The sequence below is a fragment of the Pseudomonas putida genome (assembly GCA_041879295.1).
Lineage (GTDB): Bacteria > Pseudomonadota > Gammaproteobacteria > Pseudomonadales > Pseudomonadaceae > Aquipseudomonas > Aquipseudomonas putida_Y.
The window spans coordinates 3,985,471-4,002,465 of the sequence record CP047152.1 but is presented as its reverse complement, the minus strand read 5'-3'; the positions used below and the strand labels follow the sequence as shown (position 1 = coordinate 4,002,465).

Annotated in this window: 12 protein-coding genes; 9 read left to right on the top strand and 3 right to left on the bottom strand. The window is 62.2% G+C overall.

Going from position 1 to position 16,995, the window contains the following annotated elements; genetic code table 11:
• Positions 1 to 269 precede the first annotated feature (269 nt).
• Entirely contained in the window at positions 270 to 5,135 is a 4,866-nt protein-coding gene (locus tag GST84_18380; GenBank protein XGB14193.1) for an NAD-glutamate dehydrogenase, read from the top strand.
• 114 nt (positions 5,136 to 5,249) lie between these two features.
• Here GST84_18380 and ppsR read toward each other — a convergent pair whose 3' ends face one another.
• Complete coding sequence (gene ppsR / locus GST84_18375; GenBank protein XGB14192.1) at positions 5,250 to 6,068, bottom strand: pyruvate, phosphate dikinase/phosphoenolpyruvate synthase regulator; 819 nt, start codon at positions 6,066 to 6,068, stop codon at positions 5,250 to 5,252.
• A gap of 191 nt (positions 6,069 to 6,259) precedes the next feature.
• Between ppsR and ppsA the strand changes: the two genes are divergently transcribed.
• The 8 genes from ppsA to GST84_18335 all read left to right on the top strand — a co-directional run bounded on the left by ppsA (position 6,260) and on the right by GST84_18335 (position 14,463).
• A complete protein-coding gene (gene ppsA, locus GST84_18370) occupies positions 6,260 to 8,635 on the top strand; it encodes a phosphoenolpyruvate synthase (GenBank protein XGB14191.1) in 2,376 nt (791 codons plus the stop codon).
• Between the two features lie 66 nt (positions 8,636 to 8,701).
• On the top strand, positions 8,702 to 9,730 hold the full coding sequence (locus GST84_18365; protein XGB14190.1) for an alpha/beta fold hydrolase: 1,029 nt from the start codon (positions 8,702 to 8,704) through the stop codon (positions 9,728 to 9,730).
• 205 nt (positions 9,731 to 9,935) lie between these two features.
• On the top strand, positions 9,936 to 10,427 hold the full coding sequence (locus GST84_18360) for a putative 4-hydroxy-4-methyl-2-oxoglutarate aldolase (GenBank protein ID XGB14189.1): 492 nt from the start codon (positions 9,936 to 9,938) through the stop codon (positions 10,425 to 10,427).
• Between the two features lie 27 nt (positions 10,428 to 10,454).
• Complete coding sequence (locus GST84_18355; protein XGB14188.1) at positions 10,455 to 11,450, top strand: zinc transporter ZntB; 996 nt, start codon at positions 10,455 to 10,457, stop codon at positions 11,448 to 11,450.
• An 87-nt stretch (positions 11,451 to 11,537) separates the two neighbouring features.
• The gene (locus GST84_18350; GenBank protein ID XGB14187.1) at positions 11,538 to 11,810 is read left to right on the top strand and encodes a CrfX protein; all 273 of its coding nucleotides are present in this window, start codon (positions 11,538 to 11,540) and stop codon (positions 11,808 to 11,810) included.
• Positions 11,811 to 11,812: 2 nt separating this feature from the next.
• Entirely contained in the window at positions 11,813 to 12,637 is an 825-nt protein-coding gene (locus tag GST84_18345) for a mechanosensitive ion channel (protein ID XGB14186.1), read from the top strand.
• 113 nt (positions 12,638 to 12,750) lie between these two features.
• On the top strand, positions 12,751 to 13,317 hold the full coding sequence (sigX, locus tag GST84_18340) for an RNA polymerase sigma factor SigX (protein XGB14185.1): 567 nt from the start codon (positions 12,751 to 12,753) through the stop codon (positions 13,315 to 13,317).
• A 111-nt stretch (positions 13,318 to 13,428) separates the two neighbouring features.
• Positions 13,429 to 14,463, top strand: a complete 1,035-nt coding sequence (locus GST84_18335; GenBank protein XGB14184.1) for an OmpA family protein — start codon at positions 13,429 to 13,431, stop codon at positions 14,461 to 14,463.
• 86 nt (positions 14,464 to 14,549) lie between these two features.
• On the opposite strand, the gene cobA is transcribed toward GST84_18335, so the two are convergent.
• Positions 14,550 to 15,290: a uroporphyrinogen-III C-methyltransferase gene (cobA, locus tag GST84_18330; GenBank protein XGB14183.1), complete on the bottom strand. Its 741-nt coding sequence runs from the start codon at positions 15,288 to 15,290 to the stop codon at positions 14,550 to 14,552.
• Between the two features lie 27 nt (positions 15,291 to 15,317).
• Positions 15,318 to 16,988, bottom strand: coding sequence for a protein kinase (locus GST84_18325; GenBank protein XGB14182.1), 1,671 nt, complete (start codon positions 16,986 to 16,988; stop codon positions 15,318 to 15,320).
• Between the last annotated feature and the right edge of the window lie 7 nt (positions 16,989 to 16,995).

Genomic DNA, 16,995 nt, shown 5'->3' with positions numbered 1-16,995 from the left:
GCTCGAATCAAAGGAAACGGAAGGGGATTCTGACAGTCTTGCGTACAGGCATAAACGTAAAGTTACCCCCCCTTGACCGAAATTGTCGCAGCGCTGCAAGCGTAGATGACCGATCAGTCGTTAAGCTTCGGCGAGCCCTGGGCGTGCCTGCGCACGTTCAACGTCTGGTTTTTTACCGTCCGCCATGCCACGGGTTGGCTATCGTTGATCCGTACACGGCGCACGCAGCGACGCTTCAATTATTACAAAGCCCAAGCGGAGTACCACAGATGGCGTTCTTCACCGCAGCCAGCAAAGCCGACTTCCAGCATCAACTGCAAGCGGCCCTGGCGCAGCACATCAGCGAGCAGTCCCTGCCACAAGTGGCGCTGTTCGCCGAGCAGTTCTTCGGCATCATCTCTCTGGACGAACTCACCCAACGCAGGCTTTCCGACCTGGCCGGCTGCACCCTGTCAGCCTGGCGCATCATCGAGCGTTTCGACCCCGAATATCCGCAAGTACGGGTGTACAACCCTGATTACGAACGCAATGGCTGGCAGTCGACCCATACCGTGGTCGAAGTGCTGCACCACGACCTGCCGTTCCTGGTCGATTCGGTGCGCACCGAGCTCAACCGCCGTGGCTACAGCATCCACACCCTGCAAACCACCGTGCTCAGCGTGCGCCGTGGCGCCAAAGGCGAGCTGTTGGAACTGCTGCCCAAGGGTACCCAGGGCGAGGGCGTGTGCTACGAGTCACTGATGTATCTGGAGATCGACCGCTGCGCCAATGCCGCCGAGCTGACAGTGCTGACCCGCGAAATCGAGCAGGTGCTGGCCGAGGTACGGGTGGTGGTGGCCGACTTCGAACCGATGAAGGCCAAACTGCGTGACGTGGTGGCGCAGGTAGAACAGACCGCCTTTGGCCCTGCCCAAAACGAAAAGAGCGAAGTCAAGGCCTTCCTCGAGTGGCTGCTGGATAACCACTTCACCTTCCTGGGCTATGAAGAATTCACCGTCAAGGGCGACGCCGATGGCGGCCAGATGGTTTACGACGGGCAGTCGTTCCTCGGCTTGCCACGCCGCCTGCGCGTGGGCCTGACCGCAGAAGAGCTGCGCATCGAAGACTACGCTGTGGCCTACCTCAACGAGCCGCTGCTGCTGTCGTTCGCCAAGGCCGCGCTGCCCAGCCGCGTGCACCGCCCGGCCTATCCGGACTACGTGTCGATCCGTCAGCTGGACGCCGACGGCAAGGTCATCAAGGAGCACCGCTTCATGGGGCTGTACACCTCGTCGGTGTATGGCGAAAGCGTGCATGCCATTCCGTACATCCGCGTGAAGGTGGCCGAAGTCGAGCGCCGTTCGGGCTTCGATCCCAAGGCTCACCTGGGCAAGGAACTGGCCCAGGTGCTGGAAGTGCTGCCGCGTGACGACCTGTTCCAGACGCCGATCGACGAGCTGTTCAGCACGGTCATGGCAATCGTGCAAATCCAGGAGCGCAACAAGATCCGCGTGTTCCTGCGCAAAGACCCGTACGGCCGCTTCTGCTACTGCCTGGCCTACGTCCCGCGGGAAATCTACTCCACCGAAGTGCGGCAGAAGATCCAGCAGGTGCTGATGGAGCGCCTGAAGGCCAGCGACTGCGAGTTCTGGACCTTCTTCTCCGAATCGGTTCTGGCCCGTGTGCAACTGATTCTGCGGGTCGACCCCAAGAACCGCATCGACATCGACCCGCAGCAACTGGAGCGCGAAGTCATCCAGGCCTGCCGCTCGTGGCATGACGATTACTCGGCACTGGTGGTGGAGAACTTCGGCGAAGCCCAGGGCACCAACATCCTCGCCGATTTCCCCAAAGGCTTCCCGGCCGGGTACCGCGAGCGCTTCGCCGCGCACTCGGCGGTAGTCGACCTGCAGCATGTGCTGAGCCTGTCGGAAAGCAAGCCGCTGGCAATGAGCTTCTATCAGCCGTTGACCCAGGTTGGCGAGCGCACCCTGCACTGCAAGCTCTACCACGCCGACACCCCGCTGGCGCTGTCCGATGTGCTGCCGATTCTGGAAAACCTTGGCCTGCGCGTGCTCGGCGAGTTCCCGTATCGCCTGCGCCATGCCAATGGCCGCGAATACTGGATCCACGACTTCGCCTTCACCTACAGCGAAGGCCTGAGCCTGGACATCCAGCAGCTCAACGACACCCTGCAGGACGCCTTCATCCACATCGTCCGTGGTGACGCCGAGAACGACGCTTTCAACCGCCTGGTACTGACTGCCGGCCTGCCATGGCGCGACGTGGCATTGCTGCGCGCTTACGCCCGTTACCTGAAGCAGATTCGCCTGGGCTTTGACCTGGGTTACATCGCCAGCACCCTGAACAACCACACCGATATCGCTCGCGAGCTGACCCGGTTGTTCAAGACCCGCTTCTACCTGGCGCGCAAGCTCACCCAGGACGACCTTGACGACAAGCAGCAGCGCCTGGAGCAGGCCATTCTGGCTGCGCTGGACGACGTGCAGGTGCTCAACGAAGACCGCATCCTGCGGCGCTATCTGGACCTGATCAAGGCCACCCTGCGTACCAACTTCTACCAGCCCGATGCAAACGGCCAGAACAAGTCGTACTTCAGCTTCAAGTTCAACCCCAAGCTGATCCCCGAACTGCCCAAGCCGGTGCCAAAGTTCGAGATATTCGTCTATTCGCCACGCGTCGAGGGCGTGCACCTGCGCTTTGGCAACGTCGCCCGTGGCGGCTTGCGCTGGTCCGACCGCGAAGAAGACTTCCGCACCGAAGTGCTGGGCCTGGTCAAAGCCCAGCAAGTGAAAAACTCGGTCATCGTGCCGGTCGGCGCCAAGGGCGGCTTCCTGCCGCGCCGTCTGCCGATTGGCGGCAGCCGTGACGAGATTGCTGCCGAAGGCGTGGCGTGCTACCGCATCTTCATTTCCGGCCTGCTCGACATCACCGACAACCTCAAGGACGGTGGCGTGGTACCGCCGGCCAACGTGGTGCGCCATGATGATGACGACCCGTACCTTGTGGTAGCGGCGGACAAAGGTACTGCGACCTTCTCCGACATCGCCAACGGCATCGCGATCGACTACGGTTTCTGGCTGGGCGATGCTTTTGCTTCCGGCGGCTCGGCCGGTTACGACCACAAGAAGATGGGCATTACCGCGCGCGGTGCCTGGGTGGGCGTGCAGCGCCACTTCCGCGAGCGCGGCATCAACGTGCAGGAAGACCCGATCACCGTCATTGGTGTGGGCGATATGGCCGGCGACGTGTTCGGCAATGGCCTGCTGATGTCCGACAAGCTGCAACTGGTGGCAGCGTTCAACCACCTGCATATCTTCATCGACCCCAACCCGGAGCCCGCTTCCAGCTTCGCTGAACGCAAGCGCCTGTTCGACCTGCCGCGCTCGGCCTGGAGCGACTACGACACCAGCATCATGTCCGAAGGCGGCGGGATCTTCCCGCGCAGTGCCAAGAGCATCGCCATCAGTGCGCAGATGAAGGAACGCTTCGCCATCGAAGCCGACCGACTGACCCCGACCGAGCTGCTTAACGCGCTGCTCAAGGCCCCGGTGGACTTGCTGTGGAACGGCGGTATCGGTACCTACGTGAAGGCCAGCACTGAAAGCCACGCCGATGTCGGCGACAAGGCCAACGATGCGCTGCGGGTCAACGGTAACGAACTGCGCTGCAAGGTAGTGGGCGAGGGCGGCAACCTGGGCATGACCCAGCTCGGCCGCGTCGAGTTCGGCCTGAACGGCGGCGCCACCAACACCGACTTCATCGACAACGCCGGCGGCGTGGATTGCTCCGACCACGAGGTCAACATCAAGATCCTGCTCAACGAAGTGGTGCAGGGTGGCGACATGACCGAGAAGCAGCGCAACCAGCTGCTGGGCAGCATGACTGACGAAGTGGCCGGGCTGGTGCTGGGCAACAACTACAAGCAGACCCAGGCGCTGTCGCTGGCCGCCCGCCGCGCCCGCGAGCGGATTGCCGAGTACAAGCGCCTGATGGCCGACCTTGAGGCGCGGGGCAAACTTGACCGCGCCATCGAATTCCTGCCGTCCGAGGAACAGTTGGCCGAACGCCTGGCTGCCGGCCATGGGCTGACCCGCGCCGAGCTGTCGGTGCTGATCTCGTACAGCAAGATCGACCTCAAGGAGCAACTGCTCAAGTCGCTGGTGCCGGACGACGACTACCTGACCCGTGACATGGATACCGCTTTCCCGCCGTCCCTGGTCAGCAAGTTTGCCGAAGCCATGCGTCGCCACCGCCTGAAACGGGAAATTGTCAGCACCCAGATCGCCAACGACCTGGTCAACAACATGGGTATCACCTTCGTCCAGCGCCTGAAGGAGTCGACCGGCATGAGCCCGGCCAACGTGGCCGGGGCCTATGTGATCGTGCGCGACATCTTCCACCTGCCGCACTGGTTCCGCCAGATCGAGGCGCTGGACTATCAGGTGCCCGCAGAAATCCAGCTCACCCTGATGGACGAGCTGATGCGTCTCGGCCGCCGTGCCACCCGCTGGTTCCTGCGTAGCCGCCGCAACGAACAGGACGCCGGGCGTGATACCGCGCACTTCGGGCCGAAGATCGCGCAGTTGGGGCTGAAACTTGATGAACTGCTCGAAGGCCCCACCCGCGAACGCTGGATGGTGCGCTACCAGGGCTTTGTCGAGGCCGGTGTGCCGGAGTTGCTGGCGCGTATGGTGGCGGGTACCAGCCACTTGTACACCCTGCTGCCGATCATTGAAGCGGCCGACGTTACCGGCCATGAGCCGGCGCAGGTGGCCAAGGCGTTCTTCGCCGTGGGCAGCGCGCTGGACCTGACCTGGTACCTGCAGGAAATCAGCAACCTGCCGGTGGAAAACAACTGGCAGGCGCTGGCCCGCGAGGCATTCCGCGACGATATCGACTTGCAGCAGCGGGCGATCACCATTTCGGTCCTGCAGATGGCCGATGCACCGGAAGACATGGATGCCCGCGTGGCACTGTGGGCAGAGCAGCACCGGGGAATGGTGGAGCGCTGGCGCGCCATGCTCGACGACCTGCGCAATGCCACGGGTATTGACTATGCGATGTACGCGGTGGCCAACCGCGAGCTGGTCGATCTGGCCATGAGCGGGCAGGCGGCGGCGGTGCCGTCCTGAGCCTTGTAGTCAGGTAAAACAAAGCCCCGGCAGTGATGCCGGGGCTTTTTTGTATGCCTGGGCTGGCCCTTTCGCGGGTGAACCCGCTCCTACAGGGGGCGGGCCCGGACAGGTTTACTTGAACCGTCTCTCCACACCTTTCTCGACCAGGATCTTCGCCGAAATCTCTTCCACCGAAAAATGCGTGGAATTGATGTTGGGGATGTTCTCCCTGCGGAACAGGCTTTCCACCTCACGTACTTCGAACTCGCACTGGGCAAAGCTGGAATAGCGGCTGTTGGGCTTGCGCTCGTGGCGGATGGCGGTGAGACGGTCGGGGTCGATGGTCAGGCCAAACAGCTTGTTGTGGTGCTTTTTCAGCACCGCCGGCAGCTGCAGGCGCTCCATGTCGTCTTCGGTCAGCGGGTAGTTGGCGGCACGGATGCCGAACTGCATGGCCATGTATAGGCAGGTTGGGGTCTTGCCGCAACGCGACACGCCAACCAGAATCAGATCGGCTTTGTCGTAGTAGTGGGTGCGTGCACCATCGTCGTTATCCAGGGCGAAATTCACCGCCTCGATGCGCTCCATGTAGTTGGAATTGCCGCCGATCGAGTGGGATTTGCCCACGGAATACGACGAATGGGCGATCAATTCCTGCTCGAGCGGGGATAAAAACGAAGAAAAGATGTCGATCATGAAGCCATTCGATGTCGCCAGGATCTCGCGGATGTCCTGGTTGACGATGGTATCGAAGATGATCGGGCGAACCCCGTCCCGCTCGGCCGCCGCGTTGATTTGCTGGACCATGGCTCGCGCTTTGTCCGGCGAATCGATGTAAGGACGGGTGAATTTGTTGAAGGGAATGCTCTCGAATTGCGCGAGCAGACTCTGGCCCAGGGTTTCGGCAGTGATACCCGTGCCGTCGGAGATGAAGAACGCGGTTCGTTTCATTTGCGATCTGGGCCTTAAGCTGATGACGATTCTTGGATATGATAAGTTCGGTTTGCCGAATGCGGCTGTCGACATTCTGCCACATTTGCAGAGCCTATTTTCCAGGTACAGGCCACAAACGCCCGGCCAAGTCAAAGAAGACAGGCGGGCGCCTTTTGAGCTTTTCCAACACAGTTAGTGGAGAGATCACCTTGGTAGAGTACGTAGTTTCCCTCGATAAGCTCGGCGTCCATGATGTGGAGCATGTGGGGGGCAAGAACGCATCCCTGGGCGAGATGATCAGCAACCTTGCCGGTGCTGGTGTATCGGTGCCGGGCGGCTTTGCCACTACGGCGCAGGCGTACCGCGATTTTCTCGAACAGAGTGGTCTGAACGACAGGATTCACGCTGCGCTCGACGCGCTGGACGTGGACGACATCAATGCCCTGACCAAGACCGGCGCGCAGATTCGCCAGTGGGTCATGGAGGCCGAATTCCCGCCACGCCTGGATTCGGAAATCCGTACGGCCTTCGCCGAAATGGCCGCCGGCAACGACAACATGGCCGTTGCCGTGCGTTCCTCGGCCACTGCCGAGGACCTGCCGGACGCCTCCTTCGCCGGCCAGCAGGAAACCTTCCTCAACATCCGCGGCGTCGATAATGTGATCCGCGCGGCCAAGGAAGTGTTCGCGTCGCTGTTCAACGACCGCGCCATCGCCTACCGCGTGCACCAGGGCTTCGATCACAAGCTGGTAGCCCTGTCTGCCGGTGTGCAGCGCATGGTCCGCTCCGAAACCGGCACTGCCGGTGTCATGTTCACCCTCGACACCGAGTCGGGCTTCCGCGATGTGGTATTCATCACTGGCGCCTATGGCCTGGGCGAAACCGTGGTGCAGGGTGCGGTCAACCCTGACGAATTCTACGTGCACAAGAACACCCTGCAGGCCGGGCGCCCGGCCATCCTGCGCCGCAATCTGGGCAGCAAGGCGATCAAGATGGTCTATGGCGACGAAGCCAAGGCCGGCCGTTCGGTCAAGACCGTCGAAGTCGACCGCGCCGAGCGTGCTCGCTTCTGCCTGACCGATGCCGAGGTCAGCGAGCTGGCCAAGCAGGCCATGATCATCGAGCAGCACTACCAGCGCCCGATGGACATCGAGTGGGCCAAGGACGGTGACGACGGCAAGCTGTACATCGTCCAGGCTCGCCCTGAAACGGTGAAGAGCCGTTCCAGCGCCAACGTCATGGAACGCTACCTGCTCAAAGAGAAAGGCACCGTGCTGGTCGAAGGCCGTGCCATTGGCCAGCGTATCGGCGCCGGCAAGGTTCGTGTCATCAACGACGTATCGGAAATGGACAAGGTCCAGCCGGGCGACGTGCTGGTCTCCGACATGACCGACCCTGACTGGGAGCCGGTGATGAAGCGCGCCAGCGCCATCGTCACCAACCGCGGTGGCCGTACCTGCCACGCGGCGATCATCGCCCGTGAGCTGGGTATCCCGGCGGTTGTCGGTTGCGGCAACGCTACCCAGGTACTGAAAGACGGCCAGGGCGTGACCGTTTCCTGTGCCGAAGGCGATACCGGCTTCATCTTCGAAGGCGAACTGGGCTTTGACATCAAGCAGAACTCGGTCGATGCCATGCCGGAACTGCCGTTCAAGATCATGATGAACGTCGGCAACCCGGACCGCGCCTTCGACTTCGCCCAGCTGCCCAACGCCGGTGTCGGTCTGGCACGCCTGGAGTTCATCATCAACCGCATGATCGGCGTGCACCCCAAGGCGCTGCTGAACTATGCGGGCCTGCCTGCAGACCTGAAAGAAAGCGTCGACAAGCGCATTGCCGGCTACAACGATCCGGTCGGCTTCTACGTCGAGAAGCTGGTAGAAGGCATCAGCACCCTGGCGGCGGCCTTCTACCCGAAAAAGGTCATCGTGCGCCTGTCGGACTTCAAGTCCAACGAGTACGCCAACCTGATCGGCGGCAAGCTGTACGAGCCGGAAGAAGAAAACCCGATGCTGGGCTTCCGTGGTGCTTCGCGTTACATCAGCGAATCGTTCCGTGACTGCTTCGAGCTCGAGTGCCGCGCACTGAAGCGTGTGCGCAACGAGATGGGCCTGACCAACGTCGAGATCATGGTGCCGTTCGTACGCACCTTGGGCGAAGCCAGCCAGGTTGTCGACCTGCTCGCCGAAAATGGCCTGGCCCGCGGCGACAACGGCCTGCGCGTGATCATGATGTGCGAACTGCCGTCCAACGCCATCCTCGCCGAAGAGTTCCTGGAATACTTCGACGGCTTCTCGATCGGCTCCAACGACCTGACCCAGTTGACCCTGGGCCTGGACCGTGACTCGGGCATCATTGCCCACCTGTTCGACGAGCGAAATCCTGCGGTGAAGAAGCTGCTGGCCAACGCCATTGCCGCGTGCAACAAGGCCGGCAAGTACATCGGTATCTGCGGCCAAGGCCCTTCGGACCATCCGGACCTTGCCAAGTGGCTGATGGAACAGGGCATCGAAAGTGTGTCGCTGAACCCGGACTCGGTACTCGAAACCTGGTTCTTCCTCGCCGAAGGCCAAGGCGCGGCCTGATGCAGTGAAACGCGGGAGGACGTCTGGCGTCCTCCTGCCTGGTTTTTTCCAGGGCGAGCTCCAGCAATGGATCCCGCCCTTTTTTGTGCACCAAGCAACCTTATGCAAAGCAGCAGCACTTTATTCCCCGTGGCCCTGCTCAGTGCCGAGCGCCGCGGCGATCTCAGCGAAGACGTGTATCGGATCAAGGCCGGTAATGGCCCGGACCCCAGCGTCGAGATCGCCATCACCCGTCTGGGGCTGGCCGATCAGGCCCAGGCCCAAGGCGTGCCGGTCATTCTCCTGCATGGCAGTTTCTCCAATCGGCGCTTCTGGTATTCGCCCAAAGGGGTTGGCCTGGGCGCCTATCTTGCGCGCGCCGGTTTCGATGTATGGATCCCGGAAATGCGTGGCCATGGCCTGTCGCCGCGTAACCTGGACTGGAAGCACAACAGCGTTGCCGCCTACGCCCGTGATGACCTGCCGTTGATCAACGCGTTCGTGCGCGAGCAGTCGGGCCAGGCGCCGCACTGGGCCGGCCATTCCCTGGGTGGCACCACCCTGGTAGCAGCGCTGGGGGGTGGTTTCCTGGCCGCCGAGCAGGTGGCCAGCGTGGCGCTGTTCGGCACCCAGATCAGCCGTGTCTATTGGCCGTTGAAAGTGCCACCGCTGGCTTGGGGTGCCAAGCTCGTGCTCAAGCGTTGGGGGCAGATATCCGGGCCACGCTTCAAGCGTGGGCCTGAAGACGAGCCAATAGGCCTGGCCCTGGAGAGCATGCGCTGGCACGGCCTGTTCGGGCGCTTTGGCGACAAGAAGCACGATTGGTGGGCGGGGCTGGCAGAGGTGGATGTGCCGCTGCTGGCGGTGGCCGGCGCTGGGGACTTCCAGGACCCAGTGTGGGCCTGCCGCAAGCTGTTTGAGCAGTTGGGAGGCGAGCGTAAGCAGTTCCTGCGGCTGGGGCGTGAGGAAGGCTTCGAGGCCTTCGGGCATGTCGACATGCTGGTGAGCAAGGCCGCGCAGGTGCAGGTGTGGCCGCTGGTGGAGCGCTGGCTGCGTAATCCGCTGCTGCCGGTGCATGCGTCCACTGTCGTTGCGGAACCTGTGCCTGCCAGCTGAGTTTGCTGTACCTGTCATGGCCTCTTCGCGGGTGAACCCGCTCCTACACCGGATAACGGCGCGTTACTGTGCAGGAACGGGTCACGCGTGGAAGGGCCGAGACAGGATGAATACAAATGACTGCCCGGTCCCGGATGACTGCGACAGCCTCCAAGGTGTAGCCTTGGCCGATACCCGCTTTCGTTGTGACTGACAGGAGCTTCCCATGCAGCATTACGTAACGCCCGACCTGTGTGACGCCTACCCGGACCTGGTACAAGTGCTGGAGCCGATGTTCAGCAATTTCGGTGGCCGCGATTCGTTCGGTGGCCAGATCGTCACCATCAAGTGTTTCGAGGACAATTCGCTGGTCAAGGAGCAGGTTGAACTCGACGGCAAGGGCAAAGTACTGGTGGTCGATGGCGGGGGGTCGCTGCGGCGTGCGCTACTTGGCGACATGCTCGCCGAAAAAGCCGCAAAAAACGGTTGGGAAGGCTTGGTGATCTACGGCTGTGTGCGTGATGTCGATGTGTTGATCCAGACCGATGTCGGCGTGCAGGCCCTGGCCAGTCACCCGATGAAGACTGACAAGCGCGGTATCGGCGATCTCAACGTTGCGGTGACCTTCGCCGGGGTAACCTTCCGCCCGGGCGAGTATGTATATGCCGACAACAATGGCGTGCTGGTTTCGCCGAGCCCGCTGAAAATGCCGGAGTAATGCGCCGCGCGCGCTGATGGAGCTTGGATGTTAGAGGAAGACAACGCGCAGTGGGGGCTAGTGCATGCCCTGGTGCTCGATGGCAAAGGCGGCGCGCGCTCGATTGCCCGTACCGAACTGGATGACCTGCAGCTGCAACCGGAGCAAAGCCTGTGGCTGCACTGGGACCGCAGCCATCCGCAAACCCGTACCTGGCTGTTGCACGACAGCGGCCTGAGCGAGTTCGCCTGCGAACTGCTGCTGGAAGAAAACACCCGGCCGCGCCTGCTGCCCTTGGCGGACGAACAGCTGTTGCTGTTCCTGCGGGGGGTCAACCTCAATCCGGGCGCCGAGCCCGAAGACATGGTTTCGGTACGCATTTTCGCCGAGGCGCAGCGGGTTATCTCGTTGCGCCTGAGGCCTTTGCGCGCCAGCGATGAAATTCTCCAGCTGCTGGAACAGGGCAGGGGACCGAAATCGGCCTCAGAGCTGTTGCTGTTGATGGGCGAACTGCTGACCGAAAAGGTCCAGGGCCTGGTCAGCGACCTGGCCGAGCTGGTCGACCTGGAGGAAGAAAAGGTCGAATCCGACGAGCGGTATACCCCGGAGCAGGGCAGCCTGCAGCAGATCCGCCGCCGTGCCGCTGGCTTGCGCCGCTTTCTCGCCCCGCAACGGGAAATCTACGCGCAGTTGTCGCGCAGTAAATGGAGCTGGTTCGCCAATGCCGACGCCGATTACTGGAATGAACTCAACAACAGCCTGATCCGCTACCTCGAAGAGCTGGAACTGGCCCGCGAACGCGCTGCGCTGGTGCTGGAAAGCGAGGACCGGCGGCGCAGCGAGCGGATGAACCGCACCATGTACCGCTTTGGCATCATTACCTGCATCTTCCTGCCCATGAGCTTTGTCACCGGGCTGCTGGGCATCAATGTCGGCGGCATCCCCGGGGCGGAAAACCCTCTGGGCTTCCTGTTCGCCTGCATTGTCGTGCTGGGGTTGGCCGTGGGGCAGTGGTGGCTGTTCCGGCGGTTGCGGTGGGTATAGCTGTGCAATTTGAAACATTCGTCCCAACGGGATGTGTGACCCGTTGCCCGGCCATCTCGTCTCTTGCTGACACTGCGCGAGGTGCCCATGCACGATCCGTTTGAAGAATCCCTGCGTGACCTGCTCAAGGCGTCACCCTCCGGCAATGACCGGGACGACCGGGACGACGCCGCTTGCCTGGGTCGCGTGCTGAAAACCGCCAACCGCCAGGTTGGCGCGGGTGATCTGTTCAGCCTGCTTGGTCGCTGGTGCCAGGCGCTGCTGATTGCCGTGAACAATGGCTCGGCGCACGTTGCGCCGGTGCGTCGACACTCTTCCCGCAACGCTGCCAGCGGCAGCAAAGCAGATAAGGCCGATTGAATATGGAACTCGATCTCTGGACCCAGAGCCTGGTCACCGCGATGACTGCCCTTTGGACCAAGGTAGCGAACTTCATCCCCAACCTGTTCGGCGCGCTGGTCGTGGTGCTGCTCGGTTTCGTGGTGGCCAAGCTGCTCGACACGCTGCTGTCCAAACTGTTGGCCAAATTTGGCCTGGACCGCCTGATGGCCGGCACCGGCCTCACCAAGATGCTCGGCCGGGGCGGTATCCAGGTGCCGATCTCGACCCTGATCGGCAAGATCGTCTACTGGTTCGTGCTGCTCATCTTCCTGGTCTCGGCTGCTGAATCGCTGGGCCTGGAGCGGGTTTCGGCGACCCTCGACATGCTCGCCCTGTACTTGCCCAAGGTGTTCGGCGCGGCCCTGGTGCTGCTGGCCGGCGTGCTGCTGGCGCAGGTGGCCAACGGCCTGGTGCGTGGCGCTGCCGAAGGTATCGGCCTGGAATACTCGGCGGGCCTGGGGCGTATCACCCAAGGCCTTGTGATCATCATCAGCATCTCGGTGGCCATCAGCCAGCTGGAAGTGAAAACCGACCTGCTGAACCACGTTATCGTTATCGGGCTGATTACCGTTGGTCTGGCTGTTGCCTTGGCCATGGGCCTTGGCAGTCGCGAAATCGCCGGGCAAATCCTGGCCGGCATATACGTGCGCGAGCTATACCAAGTGGGCCAGCAGGTGCGGATTGGAGAGGTCGAAGGGCATATCGAGGAAATCGGTACGGTGAAGACGACGCTGCTGACCGATGATGGCGAATTGGTGTCGCTGTCCAATCGCGAGCTGCTTGAACAGCGCGTCAATAGCCGCTAACCGCACAAAAGCTGTTAATGTATGCCGCCGCGAAATTCGACCCACGGGGTCGCGCGGCGACATTGACCTGACTGTCGGCCAGATCCGTTTTGAATAAAGTTCATTCGCCGCCCATGCGCTATGACCCCCGCGAGCTCACAGACGAAGAGTTGGTGGCGCGTTCGCATGAGGAGCTGTACCACGTTACCCGCGCCTATGAGGAGCTCATGCGGCGCTACCAGCGGACCCTGTTCAACGTCTGTGCGCGTTATCTGGGGAACGACCGTGACGCGGACGATGTCTGTCAGGAAGTGATGCTGAAAGTGCTGTACGGGCTGAAAAACTTCGAGGGTAAGTCGAAGTTCAAGACCTGGCTCTACAGCATCACCTACAACGAGTGCATTACCCAGTACCGCAAGGAGCGCCGCAAACGTCGGTTGATGGATGCCTTGAGTCTGGACCCTGTTGAAGAGGCGTCCGAAGACAAGGCTCCGAAACCGGAAGAAAAAGGCGGGCTGGATAAGTGGCTTGTGCATGTGAACCCGATTGACCGTGAAATTCTGGTGCTTCGTTTTGTCGCAGAGCTGGAGTTTCAGGAAATTGCCGACATCATGCACATGGGCCTGAGCGCCACGAAAATGCGATACAAGCGTGCGCTAGACAAGCTTCGGGAGAAATTTGCCGGCCTTGATGAAACTTAGTGGCGTGCAAATATCTCTAACGAACCGGTGAGTTCTGCTAGACTCGCCGTCGAGTTGTCCCTCTTGTTTGTGGTGGGACTGCTTAACTATCACCAGATGGGGATTTAACGGATGAAATTGAAAAACACCTTGGGCTTGGCCATTGGTTCGCTTGTAGCCGCCACTTCGATTGGCGCTATGGCACAAGGTCAAGGCGCCGTCGAGACTGAAATCTTCTACAAGAAAGAATTCTTCGACAGCCAGCGCGACTTCAAGAACGACGGCAACCTGTTCGGCGGCTCGATCGGTTACTTCCTGACCGACGACGTTGAGCTGCGTCTGGGCTACGACGAAGTACACAACGCTCGTGGCGAAGACGGCAAGAACATCAAGGGCTCGAACACTGCCCTGGACGCCGTTTACCACTTCAACAACCCGTACGACGCCATCCGTCCGTACGTTTCCGCTGGTTTCTCGCACCAGTCGCTGGGCCAGACCGGCCGTGGCGGTCGTGACCACTCCACCTTCGCCAACGTTGGCGCTGGCGCCAAGTGGTACATCACCGACATGTTCTATGCCCGTGCCGGCGTAGAAGCTCAGTACAACATCGACCAGGGCGACACCGAGTGGGCCCCGAGCGTTGGTGTTGGCCTGAACTTCGGCGGTAGCCCGAAGCAAGCTGAAGCTGCTCCTGCTCCAGTTGCTGAAGTCTGCTCCGACTCCGACAACGACGGCGTGTGCGACAACGTCGACAAGTGCCCAGACACCCCGGCCAACGTTACTGTTGACGCCGACGGCTGCCCGGCTGTTGCCGAAGTCGTTCGCGTTGAGCTGGACGTCAAGTTCGACTTCGACAAGTCGGTCGTCAAGCCTAACAGCTACGGCGACATCAAAAACCTGGCTGACTTCATGAAGCAGTACCCACAAACCACCACCGTGGTTGAAGGTCACACTGACTCCGTGGGTCCAGACGCTTACAACCAGAAGCTGTCCGAGCGTCGTGCCAACGCCGTCAAGCAAGTCCTGACCCAGCAGTACGGCGTAGAATCCAGCCGTGTTGACTCGGTTGGCTACGGCGAAACCCGTCCGGTTGCTGACAACGCCACCGAAGAAGGCCGTGCTATCAACCGTCGCGTTGAAGCTCAGGTAGAAGCCCAGGCCAAGTAATTGGTTTGAAGCTTCATGAAAAACCCGGCCTCGGCCGGGTTTTTCTTTGCCTGGGGTTTAACCGGCCTCGAAGGCTGCTCCTGCAGTCAGCCTGCGATTGCGATCCGCCCCACAGCCTGCTGCTCCCCAACCACCTCCCCAATCACCAAAATTGCCGGGCTACGCAAGCCAAACCCCCGTGCAGCTTCCACCATTCCCTGCACATCGCTTCTGCACTCCCGCTGTTGCGGCAGCGAGGCATTTTCGATCATCGCCACCGGCATTTCCGGCGCCATACCCCCCGCCAGCAATCCCTGGCGCACCTGTTCCAGCCGCGCCACCCCCATGTAGACCACCAGTGTTGTCCCGCCCTGAGCCAAGGCTGCCCAGTTCAGCTCGCTATCGTCCTGGGTGTGCGCCGTCACCAGCGTCACCCCTCGGCTCACGCCCCGTGAAGTCAGGGGGATCCCGCACTGCGTGGCCCCGGCCAGGCCGGCGGTGATGCCATTGATCACCTCCACTTCGATGCCATGGCCCTGCAGCCACAGTGCCTCCTCACCGCCACGGCCAAAGATGCAAGGGTCGCCGCCCTTGAGCCGCACCACGCAACGGCCCTGTCGCGCGTGGCGCAGCATCAGGCGCTGAATGAACGCTTGCGGTGTAGAGCGGCAGCCGCCGCGCTTGCCCACGGTCATTACCCGGGCCTGTGGGCAATGCTCGAGGACTGCCGGGTTGACGAGGTCGTCGACCATGACCACGGCGGCTTGCTGCAACGCACGCACTGCCTTGAGGGTGAGCAGTTCAGGGTCGCCAGGGCCGGCACCCACCAGCCATACTTTTGCATTCATCAGGGTTTCCTCATCGGCAAGGTGCGGTCAGCCCTTGAGCAGGGTGAACAGCAGTATCAGATTGGTCAGCAACGACAGCAGGGCCAGGGTGCGCCACACCTTCAGCGGCTCGCGCTCCAGCAGCGGCCGGGGCCGGCTGGGCAGTTCCTGGCGGTCGCCGCGCTCGAGCAGCAGCAACCAGTGTTCGGCGGTTTCGAAGCGCTGCGCCGGGTCGCTCGCCACGGCCTGCAGCAGGTTGTGCTGCAGCCATTCCGGCAGGTCGGGTCGGTAGCGCGCGGCGTTGACCGGCTGGCCGAAGCGCGGGCGCTGAAAGGCCTCAACCTCGCCGTACGGGTAGTGTCCGGTCAGCAGGTGGTACAGGGTCACGCCCACTGCATACAAGTCCTGACGCGGGCTGGGCGGGTGGCCATCGAATGCTTCCGGGGCGATGTACGAGGGCGTGCCGGGTAGCTCGTGCAGCGGGTCTTCGGACAGGCCCGGGCAATAGGCCAGGCCGAAGTCCAGCAGGCGCAGCTGCCCATCGCGGCCCAAGTGCAGGTTGTCTGGCTTGATATCGCGGTGCAGCAAGTTGCGCCGATGCAGCACGCCTACTGCCTGCAGCAGTTGCCGGGCGACCTCCAGCCATTGCGGCAGGGGCAGCGGGCCTTGTTCGGCCAGCAACGCCGCCAGGTTCTGGCCGGGATATTCGCGCATCACGTAGTACAGGTGCTGGCGCTGACTGGCGGTGTGCAGCTCGGGGAAGTGCCGGCCGGCGATGCGGCGCAGAAACCACTCTTCCAGCAACAGCCCTTGCGCCGCCCCGGGTTCCTGTTCGCGTGCAATGGGCAGGGTCTTGAGCAGCCAAGGCTGGTTCTGGCTATCGCGTACTTTGTACAGCAAGGACTGGCGGCTGTGCGCATGCAGTGTTTCGACCTGCCAGCCGTCGATCACCTGGCCCTCGCGCAGCAGGCCGGGCACAGGCCACTGTTGCAGTTGCGCCAGGGTGTCGCCCAGGTTGGCCGTGCCCAGTTGCTCGACTTGCACCAGCAAGGCGCTGGCGTTGTCCTTGCTGCCATTGAGGTGGGCACTGGTGACCAGGGTGTCGGCGGCCAGTTGCAGGTCGGTTTGCTCGCGCAGCACAGCCTGGATGTGCTGTTCGCCCAGGCTGGCCCAGACCCCGTCGCTGAGCAGCAGAAAGCACTCGCCCGGTTGCAGCTCGCCCTCCAGGTAATCCACCAGCAGGTGCTGGTCCAGGCCCAGTGCCCGTTTCAGTACATGCTGCATGCCCGGTTGGTCCCATACATGGTCTTCGCTCAGGCATTGCAGGTTCCCCTCGTGCCAGCGGTACACCCGACAGTCGCCGACATGGGCCAGGGTAAAGCGCCTGCCGCGCAACACCAGCGCGCTAAGTGTGGTCAGCAACGGCTGGCCGCTGCCTTGGGCGCGCAACCAGCGGTTTTGCGCCAGCAGCAGGCGGTCGAGGGCCTGGGCCACGCTCCAGGTGGCCGGGGTGGCGTAGTAATCCAAGGCCAGGGCCTGCAGGCTGGCGCGCGCCGCCAGGCCGCCGTCGGCACATTGGCTGACGCCGTCGGCCAGGGCGAACAGGTAGCCTTTGCTGGCGGCCAGCTCTGGTGCCGGCGTGACCAGGCGCAGGGCGTCCTGGTTTTCCGCGCGAGGCCCGGTGGCGCTGGCCTGGGCGAAGCTCAGTTGCAGACTCATCGGCGTG

Coding starts and splice junctions, on each gene's coding strand:
- GST84_18380 (XGB14193.1), top strand. CDS start 270: ATGGCGTTCTTCACCGCAGCCAGCAAAGCCGACTTCCAGCATCAACTG.
- ppsR (XGB14192.1), bottom strand. CDS start 6,068: ATGAAACGAACCGCGTTCTTCATCTCCGACGGCACGGGTATCACTGCC.
- GST84_18365 (XGB14190.1), top strand. CDS start 8,702: ATGGATCCCGCCCTTTTTTGTGCACCAAGCAACCTTATGCAAAGCAGC.
- GST84_18360 (XGB14189.1), top strand. CDS start 9,936: ATGCAGCATTACGTAACGCCCGACCTGTGTGACGCCTACCCGGACCTG.
- GST84_18355 (XGB14188.1), top strand. CDS start 10,455: ATGTTAGAGGAAGACAACGCGCAGTGGGGGCTAGTGCATGCCCTGGTG.
- GST84_18350 (XGB14187.1), top strand. CDS start 11,538: ATGCACGATCCGTTTGAAGAATCCCTGCGTGACCTGCTCAAGGCGTCA.
- GST84_18345 (XGB14186.1), top strand. CDS start 11,813: ATGGAACTCGATCTCTGGACCCAGAGCCTGGTCACCGCGATGACTGCC.
- sigX (XGB14185.1), top strand. CDS start 12,751: ATGCGCTATGACCCCCGCGAGCTCACAGACGAAGAGTTGGTGGCGCGT.
- GST84_18335 (XGB14184.1), top strand. CDS start 13,429: ATGAAATTGAAAAACACCTTGGGCTTGGCCATTGGTTCGCTTGTAGCC.
- cobA (XGB14183.1), bottom strand. CDS start 15,290: ATGAATGCAAAAGTATGGCTGGTGGGTGCCGGCCCTGGCGACCCTGAA.
- GST84_18325 (XGB14182.1), bottom strand. CDS start 16,988: ATGAGTCTGCAACTGAGCTTCGCCCAGGCCAGCGCCACCGGGCCTCGC.